Source organism: Streptococcus bovismuti (genome assembly GCF_042436615.2).
GTDB lineage: Bacteria > Bacillota > Bacilli > Lactobacillales > Streptococcaceae > Streptococcus.
This window is the reverse complement of the sequence record NZ_JBHMFR020000002.1, coordinates 161,829-179,460: the sequence shown is the minus strand read 5'-3', so window position 1 is coordinate 179,460 and position 17,632 is coordinate 161,829. Positions and strand designations below refer to the sequence as shown.

19 protein-coding genes are annotated in these 17,632 nt (G+C 42.3%); 5 read left to right on the top strand and 14 right to left on the bottom strand.

Going from position 1 to position 17,632, the window contains the following annotated elements:
* Positions 1–102: 102 nt before the first annotated feature.
* Positions 103–1,677: a degradosome RNA helicase CshA gene (gene cshA / locus ACERDH_RS03830; RefSeq protein ID WP_386679988.1), complete on the bottom strand. Its 1,575-nt coding sequence runs from the start codon at positions 1,675–1,677 to the stop codon at positions 103–105.
* 329 nt (positions 1,678–2,006) lie between these two features.
* On the opposite strand from cshA, the gene ACERDH_RS03825 reads away from it, so the two are divergent.
* From ACERDH_RS03825 to ACERDH_RS03810, 4 genes are all read left to right on the top strand, one after another.
* Positions 2,007–3,323: an FAD-containing oxidoreductase gene (locus tag ACERDH_RS03825; protein WP_084889397.1), complete on the top strand. Its 1,317-nt coding sequence runs from the start codon at positions 2,007–2,009 to the stop codon at positions 3,321–3,323.
* Between the two features lie 97 nt (positions 3,324–3,420).
* Positions 3,421–4,764 (top strand): lipid II isoglutaminyl synthase subunit MurT, encoded by a 1,344-nt coding sequence (gene murT, locus ACERDH_RS03820; protein WP_386679985.1) that lies wholly within the window; start codon positions 3,421–3,423, stop codon positions 4,762–4,764.
* Complete coding sequence (gene gatD / locus ACERDH_RS03815; RefSeq protein ID WP_386679982.1) at positions 4,764–5,546, top strand: lipid II isoglutaminyl synthase subunit GatD; 783 nt, start codon at positions 4,764–4,766, stop codon at positions 5,544–5,546. The genes murT and gatD overlap by 1 nt, the downstream gene beginning before the upstream one ends.
* 127 nt (positions 5,547–5,673) lie before the next feature.
* Positions 5,674–6,756: a M24 family metallopeptidase gene (locus ACERDH_RS03810; RefSeq protein WP_237447000.1), complete on the top strand. Its 1,083-nt coding sequence runs from the start codon at positions 5,674–5,676 to the stop codon at positions 6,754–6,756.
* A 102-nt stretch (positions 6,757–6,858) separates the two neighbouring features.
* Here the strand turns inward: ACERDH_RS03810 and ACERDH_RS03805 are convergent, their stop codons facing one another.
* The 8 genes from ACERDH_RS03805 to ACERDH_RS03770 form a co-directional block, all read right to left on the bottom strand.
* Positions 6,859–7,320, bottom strand: coding sequence for an ECF transporter S component (locus tag ACERDH_RS03805; protein ID WP_033682106.1), 462 nt, complete (start codon positions 7,318–7,320; stop codon positions 6,859–6,861).
* Positions 7,298–8,071 (bottom strand): bifunctional hydroxymethylpyrimidine kinase/phosphomethylpyrimidine kinase, encoded by a 774-nt coding sequence (locus tag ACERDH_RS03800; RefSeq protein ID WP_386679977.1) that lies wholly within the window; start codon positions 8,069–8,071, stop codon positions 7,298–7,300. Before ACERDH_RS03800 ends, ACERDH_RS03805 begins: the two co-directional genes overlap by 23 nt.
* The gene (truA, locus tag ACERDH_RS03795; protein WP_023946244.1) at positions 8,061–8,810 is read right to left on the bottom strand and encodes a tRNA pseudouridine(38-40) synthase TruA; all 750 of its coding nucleotides are present in this window, start codon (positions 8,808–8,810) and stop codon (positions 8,061–8,063) included. The genes ACERDH_RS03800 and truA overlap by 11 nt, the downstream gene beginning before the upstream one ends.
* 99 nt (positions 8,811–8,909) lie before the next feature.
* Positions 8,910–10,061, bottom strand: coding sequence for an MFS transporter (locus ACERDH_RS03790; protein ID WP_023946242.1), 1,152 nt, complete (start codon positions 10,059–10,061; stop codon positions 8,910–8,912).
* Between the two features lie 124 nt (positions 10,062–10,185).
* A complete protein-coding gene (locus tag ACERDH_RS03785; protein ID WP_000033942.1) occupies positions 10,186–10,815 on the bottom strand; it encodes a Pr6Pr family membrane protein in 630 nt (209 codons plus the stop codon).
* Positions 10,816–10,817: 2 nt separating this feature from the next.
* Positions 10,818–11,156 (bottom strand): zinc ribbon domain-containing protein YjdM, encoded by a 339-nt coding sequence (locus tag ACERDH_RS03780; protein ID WP_001061596.1) that lies wholly within the window; start codon positions 11,154–11,156, stop codon positions 10,818–10,820.
* Between the two features lie 129 nt (positions 11,157–11,285).
* Positions 11,286–11,957 (bottom strand): (d)CMP kinase, encoded by a 672-nt coding sequence (gene cmk / locus ACERDH_RS03775; RefSeq protein WP_000849387.1) that lies wholly within the window; start codon positions 11,955–11,957, stop codon positions 11,286–11,288.
* A gap of 9 nt (positions 11,958–11,966) precedes the next feature.
* Positions 11,967–12,458 (bottom strand): SAG1386/EF1546 family surface-associated protein, encoded by a 492-nt coding sequence (locus tag ACERDH_RS03770; protein WP_023946238.1) that lies wholly within the window; start codon positions 12,456–12,458, stop codon positions 11,967–11,969.
* A 45-nt stretch (positions 12,459–12,503) separates the two neighbouring features.
* Here ACERDH_RS03770 and ACERDH_RS03765 point away from each other — a divergent pair, with 45 nt between their 5' ends.
* Positions 12,504–12,701, top strand: coding sequence for a ferredoxin (locus tag ACERDH_RS03765; protein WP_004235080.1), 198 nt, complete (start codon positions 12,504–12,506; stop codon positions 12,699–12,701).
* A gap of 57 nt (positions 12,702–12,758) precedes the next feature.
* On the opposite strand, the gene ACERDH_RS03760 is transcribed toward ACERDH_RS03765, so the two are convergent.
* The 5 genes from ACERDH_RS03760 to ACERDH_RS03740 form a co-directional block, all read right to left on the bottom strand.
* Positions 12,759–13,724: a glycosyltransferase family 2 protein gene (locus ACERDH_RS03760; RefSeq protein WP_049551351.1), complete on the bottom strand. Its 966-nt coding sequence runs from the start codon at positions 13,722–13,724 to the stop codon at positions 12,759–12,761.
* Between the two features lies 1 nt (position 13,725).
* Positions 13,726–14,745 carry a UDP-glucose 4-epimerase GalE gene (gene galE, locus ACERDH_RS03755; RefSeq protein ID WP_001156540.1) on the bottom strand — a complete coding sequence of 340 codons (1,020 nt, stop codon included), beginning with the start codon at positions 14,743–14,745 and terminating at the stop codon, positions 13,726–13,728.
* 298 nt (positions 14,746–15,043) lie between these two features.
* On the bottom strand, positions 15,044–16,147 hold the full coding sequence (locus ACERDH_RS03750) for an NAD(P)/FAD-dependent oxidoreductase (RefSeq protein WP_386679968.1): 1,104 nt from the start codon (positions 16,145–16,147) through the stop codon (positions 15,044–15,046).
* A gap of 16 nt (positions 16,148–16,163) precedes the next feature.
* Positions 16,164–16,961, bottom strand: coding sequence for a Nif3-like dinuclear metal center hexameric protein (locus ACERDH_RS03745; protein ID WP_386679965.1), 798 nt, complete (start codon positions 16,959–16,961; stop codon positions 16,164–16,166).
* Entirely contained in the window at positions 16,948–17,625 is a 678-nt protein-coding gene (locus ACERDH_RS03740; RefSeq protein WP_101782528.1) for a tRNA (adenine(22)-N(1))-methyltransferase, read from the bottom strand. The genes ACERDH_RS03745 and ACERDH_RS03740 overlap by 14 nt, the downstream gene beginning before the upstream one ends.
* Positions 17,626–17,632 lie beyond the last annotated feature (7 nt).

Below are 17,632 nucleotides of genomic sequence, written 5' to 3'. Positions count from 1 at the left end.
ATATTATAATATCACAAGAAGATAATATATCTATTTTATTTATCTTTCTTTTACATTCGGTCTCCTTATATAAAAAAGCGATTCATTTTGAACCGCTTTTTCTTATTTATCGCCCTTGTTACGAATCACAAAGCCTGTTTTCTTTTCGCTTGAAGTATTGCGTGGTTTTTTATTATCCTTACGGTAACGTTTTTCCTTATCGAAACGATCGTTGCTACGACTTCCTTTTTTGAAATCATCACGGCGACCACCACGACGGTTGTCTCCTCGGCGATTATCACGACGGTCATCTCCACGACGACCTCCCTTACCTTTACCACCGAAGCCATTACCTGATGGTTTAAATGGAAGTGGTTTTTCACGTGCAATCTCCACTTCAGGAAGGCTATCTGGATCTTGAACTGTCAGACTCAAGATATACATTGCCAATTCTTCTGGAGTAAATTCAGCAGCTAACTTACGTGCATCCTTACCAAATTTCTCAAAGTTGGCACGGATAGTCTCATCTGCAAAATCACGTTCAATTTTCTTGAGAGCTACCTGTTTTTTAGCTTGGAAGGCTTCTTCTGCACTTGCAGGTTTGAGACCTTTCATGCGTTTCTTAGTCAAGTTCTCAATGATTTGGAGGTAGCCCATTTCATTTGGTGATACGAAAGTAATAGATTGACCTGACTTACCAGCACGACCTGTACGACCGATACGGTGAACATAGCTTTCAGGATCTTGTGGAATATCGTAGTTATAGACATGGGTCACACCTGAAATATCCAAGCCACGCGCTGCAACGTCTGTCGCAACCAAAACATCAAGATTGCCATTTTTAAAGTCACGAAGGACACGAAGACGTTTGTTTTGGTCTAGGTCTCCATGAATTCCTTCTGCACGGAAGCCACGGATTTTCAAACCACGAGTCAATTCATCTACACGGCGTTTTGTACGACCAAATACGATAGCAAGCTCAGGCTGTTCCACATCCATGAGACGAGTCATGGTGTCAAATTTTTCTTGTTCTTTGACTCGGATATAATATTGGTCAACCAATTCTGTTGTCAATTCCTTAGCCGCAATTTTCACATGCTCAGGTTCTTTCATAAACTGAACACCGATACGTTTGATGGCATCTGGCATAGTTGCTGAGAAAAGCAAAGTTTGACGGCTTTCAGGGACACGAGAGATGATAGCTTCAATATCTTCAAGGAAGCCCATGTTGAGCATTTCATCCGCTTCATCAAGTATAAGAGTTTCAATATCTTGTAATTTCAAGGCCTTGCGTTTAATCAAGTCCAAGAGACGACCTGGAGTTCCCACCACGATATGAGCACCAGATTTAAGAGCCTTAATTTGTTTTTCAATGCTTGATCCGCCATATACTGAGCGGACTTTGACTCCCTTACTACGGCCAAAGCGGAAGAGTTCCTCTTGACTTTGGACAGCTAGTTCACGAGTTGGAGCGATGACCAAGGCTTGGATGGTCGCTTCTTCTGTACGGATTTTTTCAAGGGTTGGCAAGCCAAAGGCTGCAGTTTTTCCTGTACCAGTCTGAGCTTGACCGATAACGTCCTTGCCTTCTAGAGCCGAGGGAATAGTTTGTTCTTGGATCGGGCTGGCTTCTACAAATCCAGCTTTTTCAATCTCTGCTAGCAAATCAGCAGACAAGTTTAATTCATTAAATTTCACGTTATTCTTCTTTCTAAAGGTGGTGCGAAGCCACCCTATAGGGCTTAGTTTATACTTTTCTTTTTATGACGTATTTTCATATACTGGATACAAAATCGTGTTGCTTCTTTTCCACAAAAGAAAAGTACTGTTTTCTTTGCAACTTATCTAGTATAACACAAGACCAGAGCAAAAGATAGCCCAATCCTTCGATAATGTCATGTAAACGATTTTTCTGATAAAATAAGGCTGAAATTTACACTATTTCATAAACTTTTTTAAAGCGTAGCAGAATTGTGCAAAAGTTTTTTTCTTGTGCTAGAATGAAATTCGAATAGGAGGAACTCTAAATGTTAACTTATGATTTAATCGTTATCGGATTTGGTAAAGCTGGTAAAACACTAGCTGGTAAATTGGCTTCAGCTGGCAAAAAAGTTGCCCTTATTGAACGTAGCAAAGCTATGTACGGTGGAACTTGTATCAACATCGGTTGTATCCCAACTAAGACTTTGCTAGTTGCTGCTGAGAAGGACTTGTCTTTTGAAGAAGTGATTGCTACCAAAAACACGATTACTGGCCGCCTCAACGGTAAAAACTATGCGACTGTTGCTGGTACAGGCGTGGATATCTTTGATGCGGAAGCTCACTTCCTTTCAAATAAAGTCATCGAAATCCAAGCTGGTGATGAAAAGAAAGAACTGACCGCTGAAACAATCGTCATCAACACTGGTGCTGTTTCAAACGTCTTGCCAATCCCTGGACTCGCTACAAGCAAAAACGTCTTTGACTCAACAGGTATCCAAAACTTGGACAAATTGCCTGAAAACCTTGGAGTCCTTGGTGGCGGAAATATCGGTCTTGAATTTGCTGGTCTTTACAACAAACTTGGAAGCAAGGTTACAGTTCTAGATGCCTTGGATACTTTCCTTCCTCGTGCAGAACCTTCAATCGCTGCTCTTGCTAAACAATACATGGAAGAAGACGGCATTGAATTGCTTCAAAATATCCGTACCACTGAAATTAAAAACGACGGTGACCAAGTCCTTGTCGTAACTGAAAATGAAACTTACCGTTTCGATGCCCTTCTTTACGCAACTGGACGCAAACCAAATGTAGAACCACTTCAACTTGAAAATACAGATATTGAACTAACTGAACGTGGTGCTATTAAAGTAGACAAACATTGTCAAACAAACGTTCCTGGTGTCTTTGCAGTTGGGGATGTTAACGGCGGCCTTCAATTTACTTACATTTCACTTGATGACTTCCGTGTTGTCTACAGCTACCTTGCTGGAGATGGCAGCTACACTCTTGAAGACCGTCTCAATGTACCAAACACCATGTTTATCACACCTGCACTTTCACAAGTTGGTTTGACTGAAAGCCAAGCAGCTGATTTGAAACTTCCATACGCCGTTAAGGAAATTCCTGTTGCAGCAATGCCTCGTGGTCACGTAAACGGAGACCTTCGCGGAGCTTTCAAAGCTGTTGTCAATACTGAAACAAAAGAAATTCTTGGAGCAAGCATCTTCTCAGAAGGTTCTCAAGAAATCATCAACATCATCACTGTTGCTATGGATAACAAGATTCCTTACACTTACTTCACAAAACAAATCTTCACTCACCCAACCTTGGCTGAGAACTTGAATGACTTGTTTGCGATTTAAGTTGAGTTTAATCGTATCGAACAGCCCTCTTTGGGCTGTTTTTACTTCTGCGGAACCTCAAATCTGTCTTTTCCCTCTTTTGTGATATAATAGAAACATGAAATTAAAAACTACTTTGGGCCTTCTTGCTGGGCGTTCTTCCCACTTTATTTTAAGCCGTCTTGGCCGTGGAAGTACGCTCCCAGGAAAACTCGCCCTTCAATTTGATAAAGATATTTTACAAAACTTAGCTAAGAACTACGAGATTGTCGTGGTCACTGGAACCAATGGAAAAACCTTGACAACTGCCCTTACTGTCGGCATTTTAAAAGAGGTTTATGGTCAAGTTCTGACCAACCCAAGTGGTGCCAACATGATTACAGGGATTGCGACAACCTTCTTAACAGCCAAATCTTCTAAAACTGGGAAAAATATTGCCGTTCTAGAAATCGATGAAGCCAGCCTATCTCGTATCTGTGACTATATCCAGCCAAGCCTTTTTGTCATCACGAATATCTTCCGTGACCAGATGGACCGCTATGGTGAGATTTACACAACTTACAAGATGATTTTGGATGCTATTCGCAAGGTGCCTACTGCCACTGTTCTCCTTAATGGAGACAGTCCACTTTTCTACAAGCCAGCTATTCCAAATCCTGTACAGTATTTTGGTTTTGACTTAGAGAAAGGTCCAGCCCAGCTGGCTCACTATAATACCGAAGGAATCCTCTGTCCTGACTGCCAAGGCATCCTCAAATATGAGCATAATACTTATGCAAACTTGGGTGCCTATATCTGTGAAGGCTGCGGATGTAAACGTCCTGATCTCGACTATCGCTTGACAGAATTGGTTGAGTTAACCAACAATCGCTCTCGCTTTGTCATTGACGGACAAGAATACGGTATCCAAATCGGGGGACTCTACAATATCTACAACGCCCTAGCTGCGGTTGCCATCGCCCGTTTCCTTGGTGCAGATTCGCAACTAATCAAGCAAGGATTTGATAAGAGCCGTGCAGTCTTTGGACGCCAAGAAACCTTCCATATCGGTGACAAGGAATGCACGCTCGTCTTGATTAAAAATCCAGTTGGTGCGACCCAAGCTATCGAGATGATTAAACTAGCTCCTTATCCATTTAGTCTATCTGTCCTTCTCAATGCCAATTATGCAGATGGTATTGATACCAGCTGGATCTGGGATGCTGATTTTGAACAAATCACTGACATGGACATTCCTGAAATCAACGCTGGCGGTGTTCGCCATTCTGAAATCGCACGTCGTCTCCGAGTGACAGGCTATCCAGCTGAGAAAATCACTGAAACAAGCAATCTGGAACAAGTTCTTAAGACAATTGAAAACCAAGACTGCAAGCATGCCTATATCCTGGCTACCTATACTGCTATGCTGGAATTCCGCGAACTGCTGGCTAGTCGTCAGATTGTTAGAAAGGAGATGAACTAATGGTTTATACTTCACTTTCCTCAAAAGCTGGCAATTACCCTTATCAGCTCAACATTGCTCACCTCTACGGAAATCTCATGAATACCTATGGGGACAATGGAAACATCCTCATGCTTAAGTATGTGGCTGAAAAACTGGGAGCCCATGTGACAGTTGACATCGTTTCACTTCATGATGATTTTGATGAAAACCACTATGACATCGCCTTTTTCGGTGGTGGCCAAGACTTTGAACAAAGTATTATTGCAGACGACCTACCTGCTAAAAAAGAGAGCATTGACAACTACATCCAAAACGACGGTGTGGTTCTGGCTATCTGTGGTGGTTTCCAACTATTGGGTCAATATTATGTTGAAGCTTCAGGGAGACGCATCGAAGGACTAGGGGTCATGGGACATTATACCCTCAACCAGACCAACAACCGTTTTATCGGTGACATCAAGATTCACAATGAAGATTTCAATGAAACCTACTATGGATTTGAAAATCACCAAGGACGTACCTTCCTTTCGGATGACCAAAAACCACTGGGACAGGTTGTCTATGGAAATGGAAATAACGAAGAAAAGGTCGGTGAAGGGGTTCATTATAAGAATGTCTTTGGTTCCTACTTCCACGGACCTATCCTCTCTCGTAATGCCAATCTGGCTTATCGCCTAGTCACTACCGCCCTCAAGAAGAAATATGATCAGGACATTCAACTCCCTGCTTATGAGGACATTCTCAGCCAAGAAATCGCTGAAGAATACAGCGACATCAAAAGCAAGGCTGACTTTTCTTAAACAAAAGGAAATTATATTAAAGAACTCTGTTATCTTGTCAGAGTTCTTTTTGTCTGTTCTTTTACCCTTCTCCCTTGCATTTTCTCTCTTTTTTTGCCAAAATAGAGGGGTAGAAAGAAGGTAGCATATGTCTAAATTACAACAAATCGTAACATATCTTGAATCAGAAAAACTAGACGTCGCTGTCGTATCTGACCCCGTCACAATCAATTACCTCACTGGCTTTTACAGTGATCCCCATGAACGCCAAATGTTCCTTTTTGTCCTAGCAGATCAGGAACCCCTCCTCTTTGTCCCAGCCCTTGAGGTTGAGCGTGCAAGCAGCACTGTTTCCTTCCCAGTTGTGGGCTATGTGGATTCTGAAAATCCATGGCAAAAAATGAAACATGCTCTTCCACAACTTGACTTCAAACGTATAGCTGTTGAGTTTGACAACCTCATCTTGACAAAATATCATGGTTTAAAAACCGTTTTTGAAACAGCCGAGTTTGAAAACCTCACTCCTCTCATCCAACGCATGCGCCTCATCAAATCAGCTGATGAAGTACAAAAAATGATGGTTGCAGGTCTCTATGCGGACAAAGCAGTTAAGGTTGGTTTTGACAATATTTCTCTTGATAAGACGGAGACAGATATCATCGCTCAAATTGACTTTGCTATGAAGCGTGAAGGCTATGAAATGAGCTTTGATACCATGGTCTTGACTGGTGATAATGCTGCAAATCCGCACGGCATCCCAGCAGCTAATAAGGTTGAAAATGATGCTCTTCTCCTCTTTGACCTCGGTGTTCTGGTCAACGGTTATGCGTCAGATATGACTCGTACAGTCGCTGTTGGTAAACCAGACCAATTCAAGAAAGATATCTATAACTTGACTCTTGAAGCCCAACAAGCTGCTCTTGACTTTATCAAGCCAGGTGTGACTGCCCATGAAGTGGACCGCGCTGCCCGTGAGGTCATCGAAAAAGCTGGTTACGGCGAGTACTTCAACCACCGTCTCGGTCACGGTATCGGTATGGATGTCCACGAATTCCCATCTATCATGGAAGGAAACGACATGGTCATCGAAGAAGGCATGTGCTTCTCTGTTGAACCAGGCATCTATATCCCTGGTAAAGTTGGTGTCCGTATTGAAGACTGTGGTGTTGTTACCAAGGATGGCTTTGACCTCTTTACAAGCACCAGCAAAGACTTGCTATATTTTGATTAATATTCTTTGAAAATCTTCCCATAATAAAACGCATAGTATTAAGTTTTTCAATACCTGATACTATGCGTTTTTCTTATTTGAAAGACTTTTGACTCAGCCTCTTTACTTAATCTTCTTGATACTTTGACTAAGAATAAATCCTACAATCATCCCTACCATATTTTGCATGAAATTTGGTAAAATTTCTGGTAGTGCTGCTGCCCAGCCATTCATCAATGTAGAACCCAAGGCGTACCCCCCTACCATGGCAATCGTTGCTAAGATAAGGCCTAGCCACTGAGCTTTTCCTTTAAATCCTGCGAAAAATCCCTGCAAGCCATGGTTGACCAAGCTAAAGAACATCCACTGAGGGTAGCCTGATAAGAGGTCAATCAAGAAACCTGCTAGTCCTCCGACTACAGCTCCTTCACGACTACCAAAGTAAAAGGCCGCGAAGAAGACACCCGCATCTAAAAGAGTTAGAATGCCTGTCGGTGTTGGAATTTTTAAGAAATAGCCTAGAACCACAGAAAGGGCGGTTAATAGAGATACAAGTGCGATTTTAGTTGTTTTTGTCTGCTTCATATTGTCTTACTCCATACTGATCTGCTTGTGCAATAGCACGAAAAACGAAAGCCTTAGAACTTTCTACTGCTGGTAAAAGTTCATCACCTTTAACCAAGTGACTGGCAATGCTAGAAGCAAAGGTACAACCTGCACCAGCATTTTGGCCTTGGATGACAGGATTTTCTAGGACTGTAAATTTTTGTCCGTCATAAAAGACATCTACAGCCTTGTCCTGACTAAGGCGATTGCCTCCCTTGATAATGACTGCTGGCGCTCCTAAGTCATGCAATTTCTGCGCTGCCGTTTTCATATCTTCCAAGGTTTTAATTTCCTGACCAACCAATAATTCTGCTTCAGGAAGATTAGGCGTGATCACACTGACATAAGGGAAAAAGCGAATCAATTCTTGGCAGAGTTCACTGACAGCTACATCATGCGTTTCCTTGCAGACCAAGACAGGATCCAGCACCACAGGCACTCCTGGACGTTGTTTGATAAAGTCCAAGGCCTTCTCAGCCACACTGACAGTAGGAAGAAGACCAATCTTAATTCCCCCAAACTCCACATCACGCAAGCTATCCAATTCATGTTGAAAAATGGTATCGTCAGTTGGAAAGACCTCAAATCCTTTTTCTGTCAAGGCTGTCAAGCAAGTTACTGCTACAAAGCCATGCAAGCCGTTCAAGGTATAGGTAGCCAAATCAGCTGACAAACCACCACCACTAAAAATATCATTTCCAGAAAGTGCTAAAATACGATTATTCTTCATAACGAATCTCCTTTAAATACAAACCATTTGGTGCTGCAGTGGGACCTGCAAGTTGCCTGTCCTTTTTCTCCAAAATCAAGTCAATCTGCTCTACTGGCATGCGGTTATTGCCGATTTTGAGCAGAGTCCCCACCATATTGCGAATCTGCTTATACAAGAAACCATTTCCTGAAAAGGTAAAGGTCAAAAACTGGCCTGTCTCATCAACCCTAAGACTAGCTTCTGTGATGGTGCGAACCTTATCCTCTACACTAGTCCCAGAGGCTGTAAAGCCGGTGAAATCATGAGTGCCTTCTAATTTTTTGATAGCCTCCCGCATCCGTTCCACATCAAGCGGATAAGGAAAGTGGGTGGCATAGTGACGGCGCATCGGATTTTTGGGACGGCCCCTATCCACGATAAACTCATAGGTCTTACTGTGCTTAGCATAACGGCAATGAAAATCATCCGCCACAAGCTCAATCGAAATCACATCAATATCTTCAGGGGACTGAGTGTCTAGAGCAAAACGGAGCTTCTCCTCATCCATTTGATAAGGCAGGTTAAAATGAATAACCTGTCCCAGGGCATGAACCCCACTATCTGTCCTACCAGCACCGTGAACAGTAATGGCTTGCCCTTTATTTAACTTGGTCAAGGTTTTTTCAATTTCTTCCTGAACACTACGCGCATGAGGCTGGCGCTGAAAACCAGCAAAGGCGTAACCATCATAGGAAATAGTTGCTTTATATCTTGTCATAACTTCTATTTTATCAAGAAATTAGTCTGTAAACAAGGCCCTAAATCAAATAGTGTCTGGGTACAAAAATCCAAAAAAGAAAAACTTAGGAAACCAATCCTAAGCTCTCTTTTGAAGTAGGTACATGACAAAGATAGAGGTTACAATTAACCAAGATCCTAAGATAGCAAAGACCAACATCCCATTGTGAGTTAATAAGCCAATTGCACCTAGAACGAATGGAGTCGTAAAGGCTCCGAAACTACAGCCTAAAACTGCAAATGAGGTTGCTTGATTGAGGAGTTTAGCTGGAATTCTTTCAGAGACAAGTTGAAAGACTGTCGTCAAGGCTACACTGTAGGCAAAGCCAGCCAGAATACTTCCTGCCACTACCACCCACAAGGATGGAGACAAGGCAATCACAATTTGCCCCAAGCCGAAGGTAATACCAGACCAGAGGAGCAGTTTCTCTTTAAATATTGAAATCAGGAAAGAAAAACTCACACCAGCCACAATCCCGATTAACTGCATGACACTAAGAACAAAACTAGATAACTGGGCATCTCCCAGTCCTCTTTCCACCATCAGACTTGGAATACGGATGGTAATAGCTGTATTGGTACAAACTACAACCGCCGCTTCAATAGCTAAGATAAAAATCAAGCCCTTCATTTCCCGAGTTAAGCGACTTGCTTCCTTCGTTTTTTTCTTGACTTCTTTCTTTTCTTTTCCATAAGGTACAAAGAGCAGATAAAGGATCAGAACTAAAAATCCAGCACTATAAGCTAAGAAAGTAGCTGTCCAACCAAAGGCCAACAATTGGCCGACTGCCAAGGTAATGAGAGAAGCCCCAACGACCTCTGCAGAACCGCGTAGCCCTAACATCTGAATTCTCGTTTTTCCTTGATAGCGTTCACTGATAATAGAAATGGCCTTGGCATTGATCATCCCAACACCTAAACCAAAAAGAATCCGTGTTCCAAAGACAAAAGGATAAGCTTGGTACCAAAAGGGAGCAGTTCCACTTAGTGATAAAATCAGCAATCCCAAACTGATCTGTAAGCGCTCAGGAAATATTTTTTCTAAGAAACCATTTAGTAATAACATAATCATGATTCCAAAGGAAGGCAAGCTCGCCAAGAGCTCAATTTGTTCCTTAGGATAACCTTGATAATAGTCAAACATGGCTGGCAGGGCACTCGAGATGGAAAAGGACGTAATCAAAACGAGGGAGAGAGCCAAAATACTGGCCCGTTCTAAAAATTGTTTCATGAAATCTCTTTCTATATTTCTCTTAATCTTCTACTTTTTTGATAGTCATCAAACAAGCAAGAAAAGAAGAAGCCTCTTTAGTGTACAGACTCCTTCTTAAACTCGAAAATGAATCCCTTGTGTCTTAGGATGATTTTCTCTTGATTTGCTTAATAAAGTAGAAGATAAATCCTGCCACCATATAAGCAACAAAGATAATCAGACACCACTTGAACACGACATCCCAACCCTTGTTCACATTCAAAAAGAAGTACGGGAAGGGACTGACCTTAGAATTAGGAACATCAAGTTTCAATACCAAGCCATTAAAAAGAGCAAAAATCATATACAGCAAGGGTAAAATCGTCCACACAATTGGGTCCCAAATCTTGTATTGACCCTGTTTGTCAAAAAAGAGGGTATCTGCTAAAAACCAGAGGGGAACGATATAGTGGCAAAGGAAATTTTCTAGAGTATAGAAATTAGTCGCAATAGGCGCTAAAAGGAAATGGTAAATCACACAGGTAATCATGATACTCATGGTGACCCCACCTTTTAAGCGCAAGAGACTTGGTCTTTGCCAGTTTTCACCTAAACGGCTCATAACCTTTAGGAGATAGAGCGTAAAAATCGCGACTAAAAGGTTGGACAGAACCGTATAATAGAGTAACATCCCAAATCCACCATGCTTGGCGATTTCAAGATAAACTCCCGTAAAAGCCGCTAGAAACAAGAAGATACGGCTATAAAATACAAGTTTATAGTGTTTTGACATGCTTAAATTTTCTTCACAAACTCTGATTTGAGTTTCATGGCACCGAAGCCATCGATTTTACAGTCGATATTGTGGTCGCCTTCTACGATGCGGATATTCTTCACGCGCGTCCCTTGTTTCAAATCTTTTGGCGCACCTTTTACTTTTAAGTCCTTGATGAGAGTTACTGTATCACCGTCAGCCAATTTATTCCCGTTGGCATCGATAGCAACAAGACCCTCTTCTACATCTGCAACTTCAGCAGGATTCCACTCATAAGCACACTCTGGGCAAACCAGTAGGGCACCGTCTTCGTAGACATACTCTGAGTTACATTTTGGGCAATTTGGTAGGTTGTTCATGGTTTCTCCTTATCATCATTCACTATTCTTTGAAAATCAAAATTTCTCGAACAGCAACTATTATACCTTAAAATCAGCATTTTGACAAATTTAGAAAAAACCGATATCAATCTATCGGCTTTTCTACATCTACATTCTTTTTTTAGCTTCTGCTTTGATTTTTTCAACTACTTCTTGAATGTTCAAGCCAGTTGTATCAAGGTAGACAGCATCCTCTGCTTGTTTGAGAGGCGAAGTCTCACGATGACTATCCTTGTAGTCACGCGCAGCAATTTCCTCTTTTAGGGTTTCAAGGTCTGTTTCAATCCCCTTGGCAATATTTTCCTTGTAACGGCGCTCTGCTCTTTCATCTACCGAAGCTACTAGGAAAATTTTCAATTCTGCTTGTGGCAATACAACAGTCCCAATATCGCGACCGTCCATGACAATCCCACCTTGCTGGGCAATCTCTTGTTGGAGAGAAACTAGTTTCTCTCGTACTTCAGGAATTGCTGCAATAGCTGAAACATGATTGGTCACTTCATTTTCACGAATAGGATGGGTGATATCCACATCTCCTACAAAGACAAGTTGTTCTCCAGTTTCTGAGCGTCCAAAACTGATTGGATGCTGGTCCAATAAGGCTAAAAGTTCTTCAACTTGTTCAACTCCTAATTGGTTCCTGAGAGCCATGTAGGTCGCTGCACGATACATAGCACCTGTATCTAGGTAGGTGAATCCAAAATCCTTGGCAATAATCTTTGCGACCGTACTCTTGCCACTTGAAGCAGGACCGTCAATAGCAATTTGAATCGTCTTCATTTATGACTCCTATCTAGTCTTAATCACATCTCCAGGATTAGCAAACCAAGATCCTGTAGCCATATGCCCAGGATTCAAAGCCTCTAACTGAGCAATCGAGATTCCTGCACGAGCGGCAATGGCTGCTTCTCCTTCTCCAGCCATAACTTTTGTAGTCCCTTCTGGATCATTTGGATGTTCTGAGCTACTAGATGACTCTTCTACCTTCTCCTCTGAACTAGAAGATGCCTGCTCTGAACTACTACTAGAAGTAGAAGAAACTTGCTCTACTTTTGTATCTGAATCGTGAAAATCTTTCAAGGCTGCTGTGCGATTACTCCCACCCGATGAAAGATAGATAAGAACAATAATCATCACAACTACAATCACAAAGAAAATACTTGCTAAAATAGTCAAGATACGATTAGCCAGCACTCCTCCACCTTGTTCTCTCTTACGACGTTCTGATCTTGTTTCTTCTTGATTCTCATAAATATCTTCTTGCCACGGTTCTTTTGCCATACCTTACTCCTTGTTTTTTTTTACTTTTCTTATTACAATATAAATATGAAAATCACACTTATACCTGAACGTTGCATTGCCTGTGGGCTTTGCCAAACTTATTCTGAATTATTTGATTACCACGATAATGGAATCGTGCGTTTTTACGATGACCCTGACCAACTAGAAAAAGAAATCTCTCCTAGTCAGGACGTCGTAGAAGCTGTTAGAAACTGTCCGACACGTGCCTTGATTAAAGATTAACTCTAACATCGATAAGAACGTTCCACTCCTTCTAGTTTAGCATATTTCCATGCAAAATTATAGTCTTTTCTCTTTATTTTTTTCTGTAAGATCAGGAAGGTCACTTTTTTCTTTGACGAGATAAAGTGGTCTTTTTTTAGTCTCTAGATAAATCTTACTGATATACTTGCCGAGAATCCCAATGGTCAAGAGTTGAATCCCTCCGAGAAAGAGAATAACAGCCATCAGAGAGGTCCAACCTGATGTCGGATTGCCCAAAATGAGGGTCCGAACCACAACAAAAAAGGTCATAAGTAGAGAAATAAAACAAGATAGGAGACCTGCCACAAAGGCGATAATCAAGGGAAAATCTGAAAAATTAACAATCCCTTCAATGGAGTAGAAAAAGAGTTGCCTAAAACTCCAACTGGTCTTGCCAGCCTGCCTTTCGACATTTGGATAGTCCAGATAGTGGGTTTTAAAACCCACCCAGGCAAAGAGCCCCTTTGAAAAACGATTGGACTCGGTCAAAGCTAAAATAGCATCGACTACAGATCTTCTCATCATGCGAAAATCACGGACACCTGACGGCAAGGCTACTGGACTAATTTTTTGCATAAGACGATAAAAAAGATTAGCATAGAGACTGCGAAAGAAGGGTTCTCCCCCTCGACTGGTTCTGCGTGTTCCAACACAGTCCAAGTCTGCATTCTGGTCTAGTAAGGCTTTCATCTCTAGCAACATACTAGGAGGATCTTGGAGGTCTGCATCCATCACCACCACTAGATCTCCTGTCGCATATTGCAAGCCTGCATAAAGGGCTGCTTCTTTGCCGAAATTTCGCGAGAAAGAAATATAATGAACTGCCGGATTTTGCTCCCGATAGGTCTTTAAGAGTTCCAAGGTCCCATCACTTGATCCATCGTCGACAAAGACATACTCGATTTCTGTTTCCAAATCTGGAAGTAAAGCTTCCAAAGCCTGATAAAAAAGAGGAAGTACTTCCTCTTCGTTTAAACAGGGGACAATGATTGATATCACCATCTTAGTCTTCAAATCCATTTGGATGCTTGCTTTGCCAACGCCATGCGTCTTCACACATTTGGGTGATGCCGAGTTCTGCTTCCCAGCCCAGTTCTGCTTTGGCTTTTGCAGGATCTGAATAGCAGGCTGCGATATCCCCTGGGCGACGGTCGACAATGCGGTAAGGAATTGGTCGTCCCACTGCTTTTTCCATATTTTGGATAATTTCAAGAACTGAGTAGCCTTTACCTGTTCCAAGGTTATAAACGTTTAGACCTGAACCTTTTTGGATTTTTTTCAGAGCTGCAACGTGACCTTTGGCCAAATCGACAACGTGGATATAGTCACGAACACCAGTTCCATCTTCTGTATCGTAATCGTCTCCAAACACTTGCACTTGCTCTAATTTTCCAACGGCTACTTGCGTCACATATGGCAAGAGGTTGTTTGGAATACCGTTTGGATTTTCTCCCAAATCACCACTCTCATGGGCTCCGATTGGGTTGAAGTAACGAAGTAAGACCACATTCCATTCTGAGTCTGCCTTGTAGATATCCGTTAAAATTTCCTCTAGCATAAGCTTGGTGCGGCCATATGGATTGGTCACTGAAAGTGGGAAATCTTCCAAGATTGGCACTGTATGAGGATCTCCGTAAACTGTCGCAGAAGAACTGAAAATAATGTTTTTACAGTTGTTTTCTTCCATGACCTTCAAAAGACTAACAGTTCCAGCGATATTGTTGTCATAGTAGGCAAGAGGAATACGGGTAGATTCACCAACAGCCTTCAAACCAGCAAAGTGAATGACCCCTGTTGGTTCTTCTTGCTTGAAAATATCACGAAGAGTATCTGTATCACGGATATCTGCCTCATAAAACGGAATTTCAACTCCTGTGATTCTTTCAACAACTTCTAAACTTTTTCTGTTACTATTCACAAGGTTATCCACCACAACAACTTGATGACCTGCTTGGATTAACTCAATAACAGTGTGGGTTCCGATAAAACCTGCTCCGCCCGTTACTAAAATCTTTTCTTGCATCTTCTTTCCTCGATTCTCGGATTATTTTTTCTTATTTTACCATTTTTGATAGGGAATGTCATTTGCCATCCTAGAGGGTAGGATAAAATTTCAGTAAAATGCTTATACTCTTCGAAAATCTCTTCAAACCACGTCAACGTCGCCTTGCCATATATATGTTACTGACTTCGTCAGTTCTATCCACAACCTCAAAGCAGTGCTTTGAGCTGACTTCGTCAGTTCTATCCACAACCTCAAAGCAGTGCTTTGAGCAGCCTGCAGCTAGTTTCCTAGTTTGTTCTTTGATTTTCATTGAGTATTATTCGCTTTTTACTCGTTTGACATAGTTTTCAATTGGGTAGTTTAGAGGGTCCAAGGTCAACTCCTTGCCTTGAATCAGTTGAGCTAGATGGTAGCCAATGATAGGACCCGTTGTGAGACCTGATGAACCTAGTCCACTAGCAGCATAGACACCTGCCAATTCTGGCACCTGCCCAAAGAAAGGAGAGAAATCTCTGGTATAGGCACGAATTCCCACTCGTTCACTTCTAAAAGTCGCTTCCGATAAAGCAGGATAGTGGGGCAAGGCCGCCTCCTCCATTTGTTGGAGTAAGGTTTCATCTACCATCAAATCAAATCCCATGTCATTTTCATGCGTAGCGCCCAAGGACAATTTCCCACCTGCAAAAGGAATCAAATCCCACTCCCCTTCTGGCATAACAACAGGGTAAGATTCCATGTCTTGGGCAAGTTGATAATCTCGGAGTTGCCCCTTTTGGGGACGAACATCTACTTCATAACCTAAAGGCTCTAACAGGTGTCCCAACCAAGCTCCCGTTGCCAAAATAACCTGATCAAACACCTCTTCGCCAATCTGGTAGCCTGACGCTAAAGGTGTCAGAGTCACTTTTTCTTTGACCAGCTTAACCTGACTGGCTTCTAGCAAACGAGTCACTAAGAGTTGACCATCTACTCTCGCTCCACCAGAAGCATAGAGCAAGCGGTCAAATCCCTGTAACCCAGGAAATAACTCACTAGCAGAGACCTTATCTAAAATATCCAAGTCTCCTATCAAAGGAGATTCTTCTCTACGCTGGAAGGCTAGTTGATAGAGTTCTTCCAACTTAGTTTCATCCTTTTTCAGGAGAAAGACTCCCGAACGCTGGTAAAAGTCGATTTCTTGTCCTGACTTCTCTAAATCAGCTAATAAATCCACGTAAAAGTCAGCCCCCAAGCGCGCCATCTTGTACCAGGCTTTATTGCGGCGTTTTGAAAACCAAGGACTGATAATTCCTGCTGCTGCCTTGGTAGCCTGACCTTGTCCATGGTCAAAGACGGTTACTTCTAGGTCACTTTCTTTAGAGAGGTAGTAGGCAGCTGTTGCACCTACAATCCCTGCTCCGATAATGGCAACTTTTTTCATTGTTTTCACTTTCTAACTAGATATGGTGGAAAGGATTGGTCGATGCTTGACTAGGTACAATATCGATAGTCCAGCCCTTTTCTCCTTTCCATTGATTAAGAAGCTCTGCGATTTTTTCCACAAAAAGCACTTCAATATAGTGACCTGGGTCTAACGCTAGCAAACCATCAGACAGCATATCCTGGGCAGTGTGGTAGTAAATATCACCAGTGATATAGACATCCGCTCCTTTAGCCAAAGCATCCTTATAGAATGACTGCCCGCTACCACCACAGATGGCCACTCTTGAAATAGGCTTCTGCAAATCAGTCTCTTGATAATGCACCAATCGAAGACTATCTAGACCAAAGACTTGCTTGACATGTTGGGCTAATTCTCCAAAGGTCTGAGGCTGAATATTCCCAATACGTCCAATTCCACGTTCAGGACCTGTTTCCTGCAGATAAGTTGTCTCCTCGATTCCTAGCATCTGACAGAACCAGTCATTGAGACCATTTTCAACGATGTCAATATTGGTATGGCTGACATAAACTGCGATGTCATGCTTAATGAGATCAATGTAAATCTGATTTTGTGGACGGCTAGCTACCAAATCCTTGATGGGACGGAAAATCGGCGCGTGCTTGACAATAATCAAGTCCACACCCTTTTCAATGGCTTCAGCCACCGTTTCTTCACGAATATCCAGAGCCACCATGACCCTTTGGATATCCTTGTCTAAAGTGCCAATTTGCAGGCCACGACTGTCTCCCTCCATGGAAAATTCCTGAGGGCAAAAGGCTTCATACACGTTAATCACTTCACTTGCTAGCATGGAGAACCTCCTTGATGGCTTGAATCTTATCTACTAGAACTTGACGTTCCTCCAGATTTTTTTCTGGGATTTGTCCTAGGGCAAACTCTAGCTTAACAGCTTCTTTTTGCCATTTTTGGACAAAGACTGGACTGACCTCTTTGGACAAGAAAGGTCCAAAGCGGACATCGCTGGCTGATAGCTTCATTTGTCCTGCTTCCACCACCAAAATCTCGTAAAACTTGCCAGCTTCTTCTAAGATGCTTTCAGCTACAATCTGAAATCCGTTCTCTTGTAACCAGATACGCAAGTCGTCTTCACGATTATTAGGTTGGAGGATTAACCGCTCTACATTAGCTAACTTGTCCAAGCCTTCTTCTAAAATCCTAGCAATCAAACGGCCGCCCATACCTGCAATGGTGATGACCGACACTTGGTCAGGCTCTTCAAAAGCTGCCAAGCCATTGGCTAAACGAACCTGAATTTTCTCCTTTAGGCCGTGAGCCTCAACATTTTTGACCGCAGATTGGTAGGGACCTTCCACAACCTCACCTGCAATGGCGCTTTTGATTTGGCCTCTTTCGACCAAGTCGATAGGCAGATAAGCATGGTCACTTCCCACATCTAGCAAAATGGCTCCCTGTGGCACAAAGGAAGCCACTAATTCTAATCTCTTTGAAATCATCTTCTCT

Coding starts and splice junctions, on each gene's coding strand:
- ACERDH_RS03825 (WP_084889397.1), top strand. CDS start 2,007: ATGTTAACTTATGATTTAATCGTTATCGGATTTGGTAAAGCTGGTAAA.
- ACERDH_RS03805 (WP_033682106.1), bottom strand. CDS start 7,320: ATGAAGCAGACAAAAACAACTAAAATCGCACTTGTATCTCTATTAACC.
- ACERDH_RS03800 (WP_386679977.1), bottom strand. CDS start 8,071: ATGAAGAATAATCGTATTTTAGCACTTTCTGGAAATGATATTTTTAGT.
- ACERDH_RS03790 (WP_023946242.1), bottom strand. CDS start 10,061: ATGAAACAATTTTTAGAACGGGCCAGTATTTTGGCTCTCTCCCTCGTT.
- murT (WP_386679985.1), top strand. CDS start 3,421: ATGAAATTAAAAACTACTTTGGGCCTTCTTGCTGGGCGTTCTTCCCAC.
- ACERDH_RS03765 (WP_004235080.1), top strand. CDS start 12,504: ATGAAAATCACACTTATACCTGAACGTTGCATTGCCTGTGGGCTTTGC.
- ACERDH_RS03785 (WP_000033942.1), bottom strand. CDS start 10,815: ATGTCAAAACACTATAAACTTGTATTTTATAGCCGTATCTTCTTGTTT.
- ACERDH_RS03770 (WP_023946238.1), bottom strand. CDS start 12,458: ATGGCAAAAGAACCGTGGCAAGAAGATATTTATGAGAATCAAGAAGAA.
- galE (WP_001156540.1), bottom strand. CDS start 14,745: ATGCAAGAAAAGATTTTAGTAACGGGCGGAGCAGGTTTTATCGGAACC.
- ACERDH_RS03745 (WP_386679965.1), bottom strand. CDS start 16,961: ATGCTAGCAAGTGAAGTGATTAACGTGTATGAAGCCTTTTGCCCTCAG.
- cmk (WP_000849387.1), bottom strand. CDS start 11,957: ATGAAGACGATTCAAATTGCTATTGACGGTCCTGCTTCAAGTGGCAAG.
- ACERDH_RS03750 (WP_386679968.1), bottom strand. CDS start 16,147: ATGAAAAAAGTTGCCATTATCGGAGCAGGGATTGTAGGTGCAACAGCT.
- ACERDH_RS03780 (WP_001061596.1), bottom strand. CDS start 11,156: ATGAACAACCTACCAAATTGCCCAAAATGTAACTCAGAGTATGTCTAC.
- ACERDH_RS03760 (WP_049551351.1), bottom strand. CDS start 13,724: ATGGTGATATCAATCATTGTCCCCTGTTTAAACGAAGAGGAAGTACTT.
- truA (WP_023946244.1), bottom strand. CDS start 8,810: ATGACAAGATATAAAGCAACTATTTCCTATGATGGTTACGCCTTTGCT.
- ACERDH_RS03740 (WP_101782528.1), bottom strand. CDS start 17,625: ATGATTTCAAAGAGATTAGAATTAGTGGCTTCCTTTGTGCCACAGGGA.
- gatD (WP_386679982.1), top strand. CDS start 4,764: ATGGTTTATACTTCACTTTCCTCAAAAGCTGGCAATTACCCTTATCAG.
- ACERDH_RS03810 (WP_237447000.1), top strand. CDS start 5,674: ATGTCTAAATTACAACAAATCGTAACATATCTTGAATCAGAAAAACTA.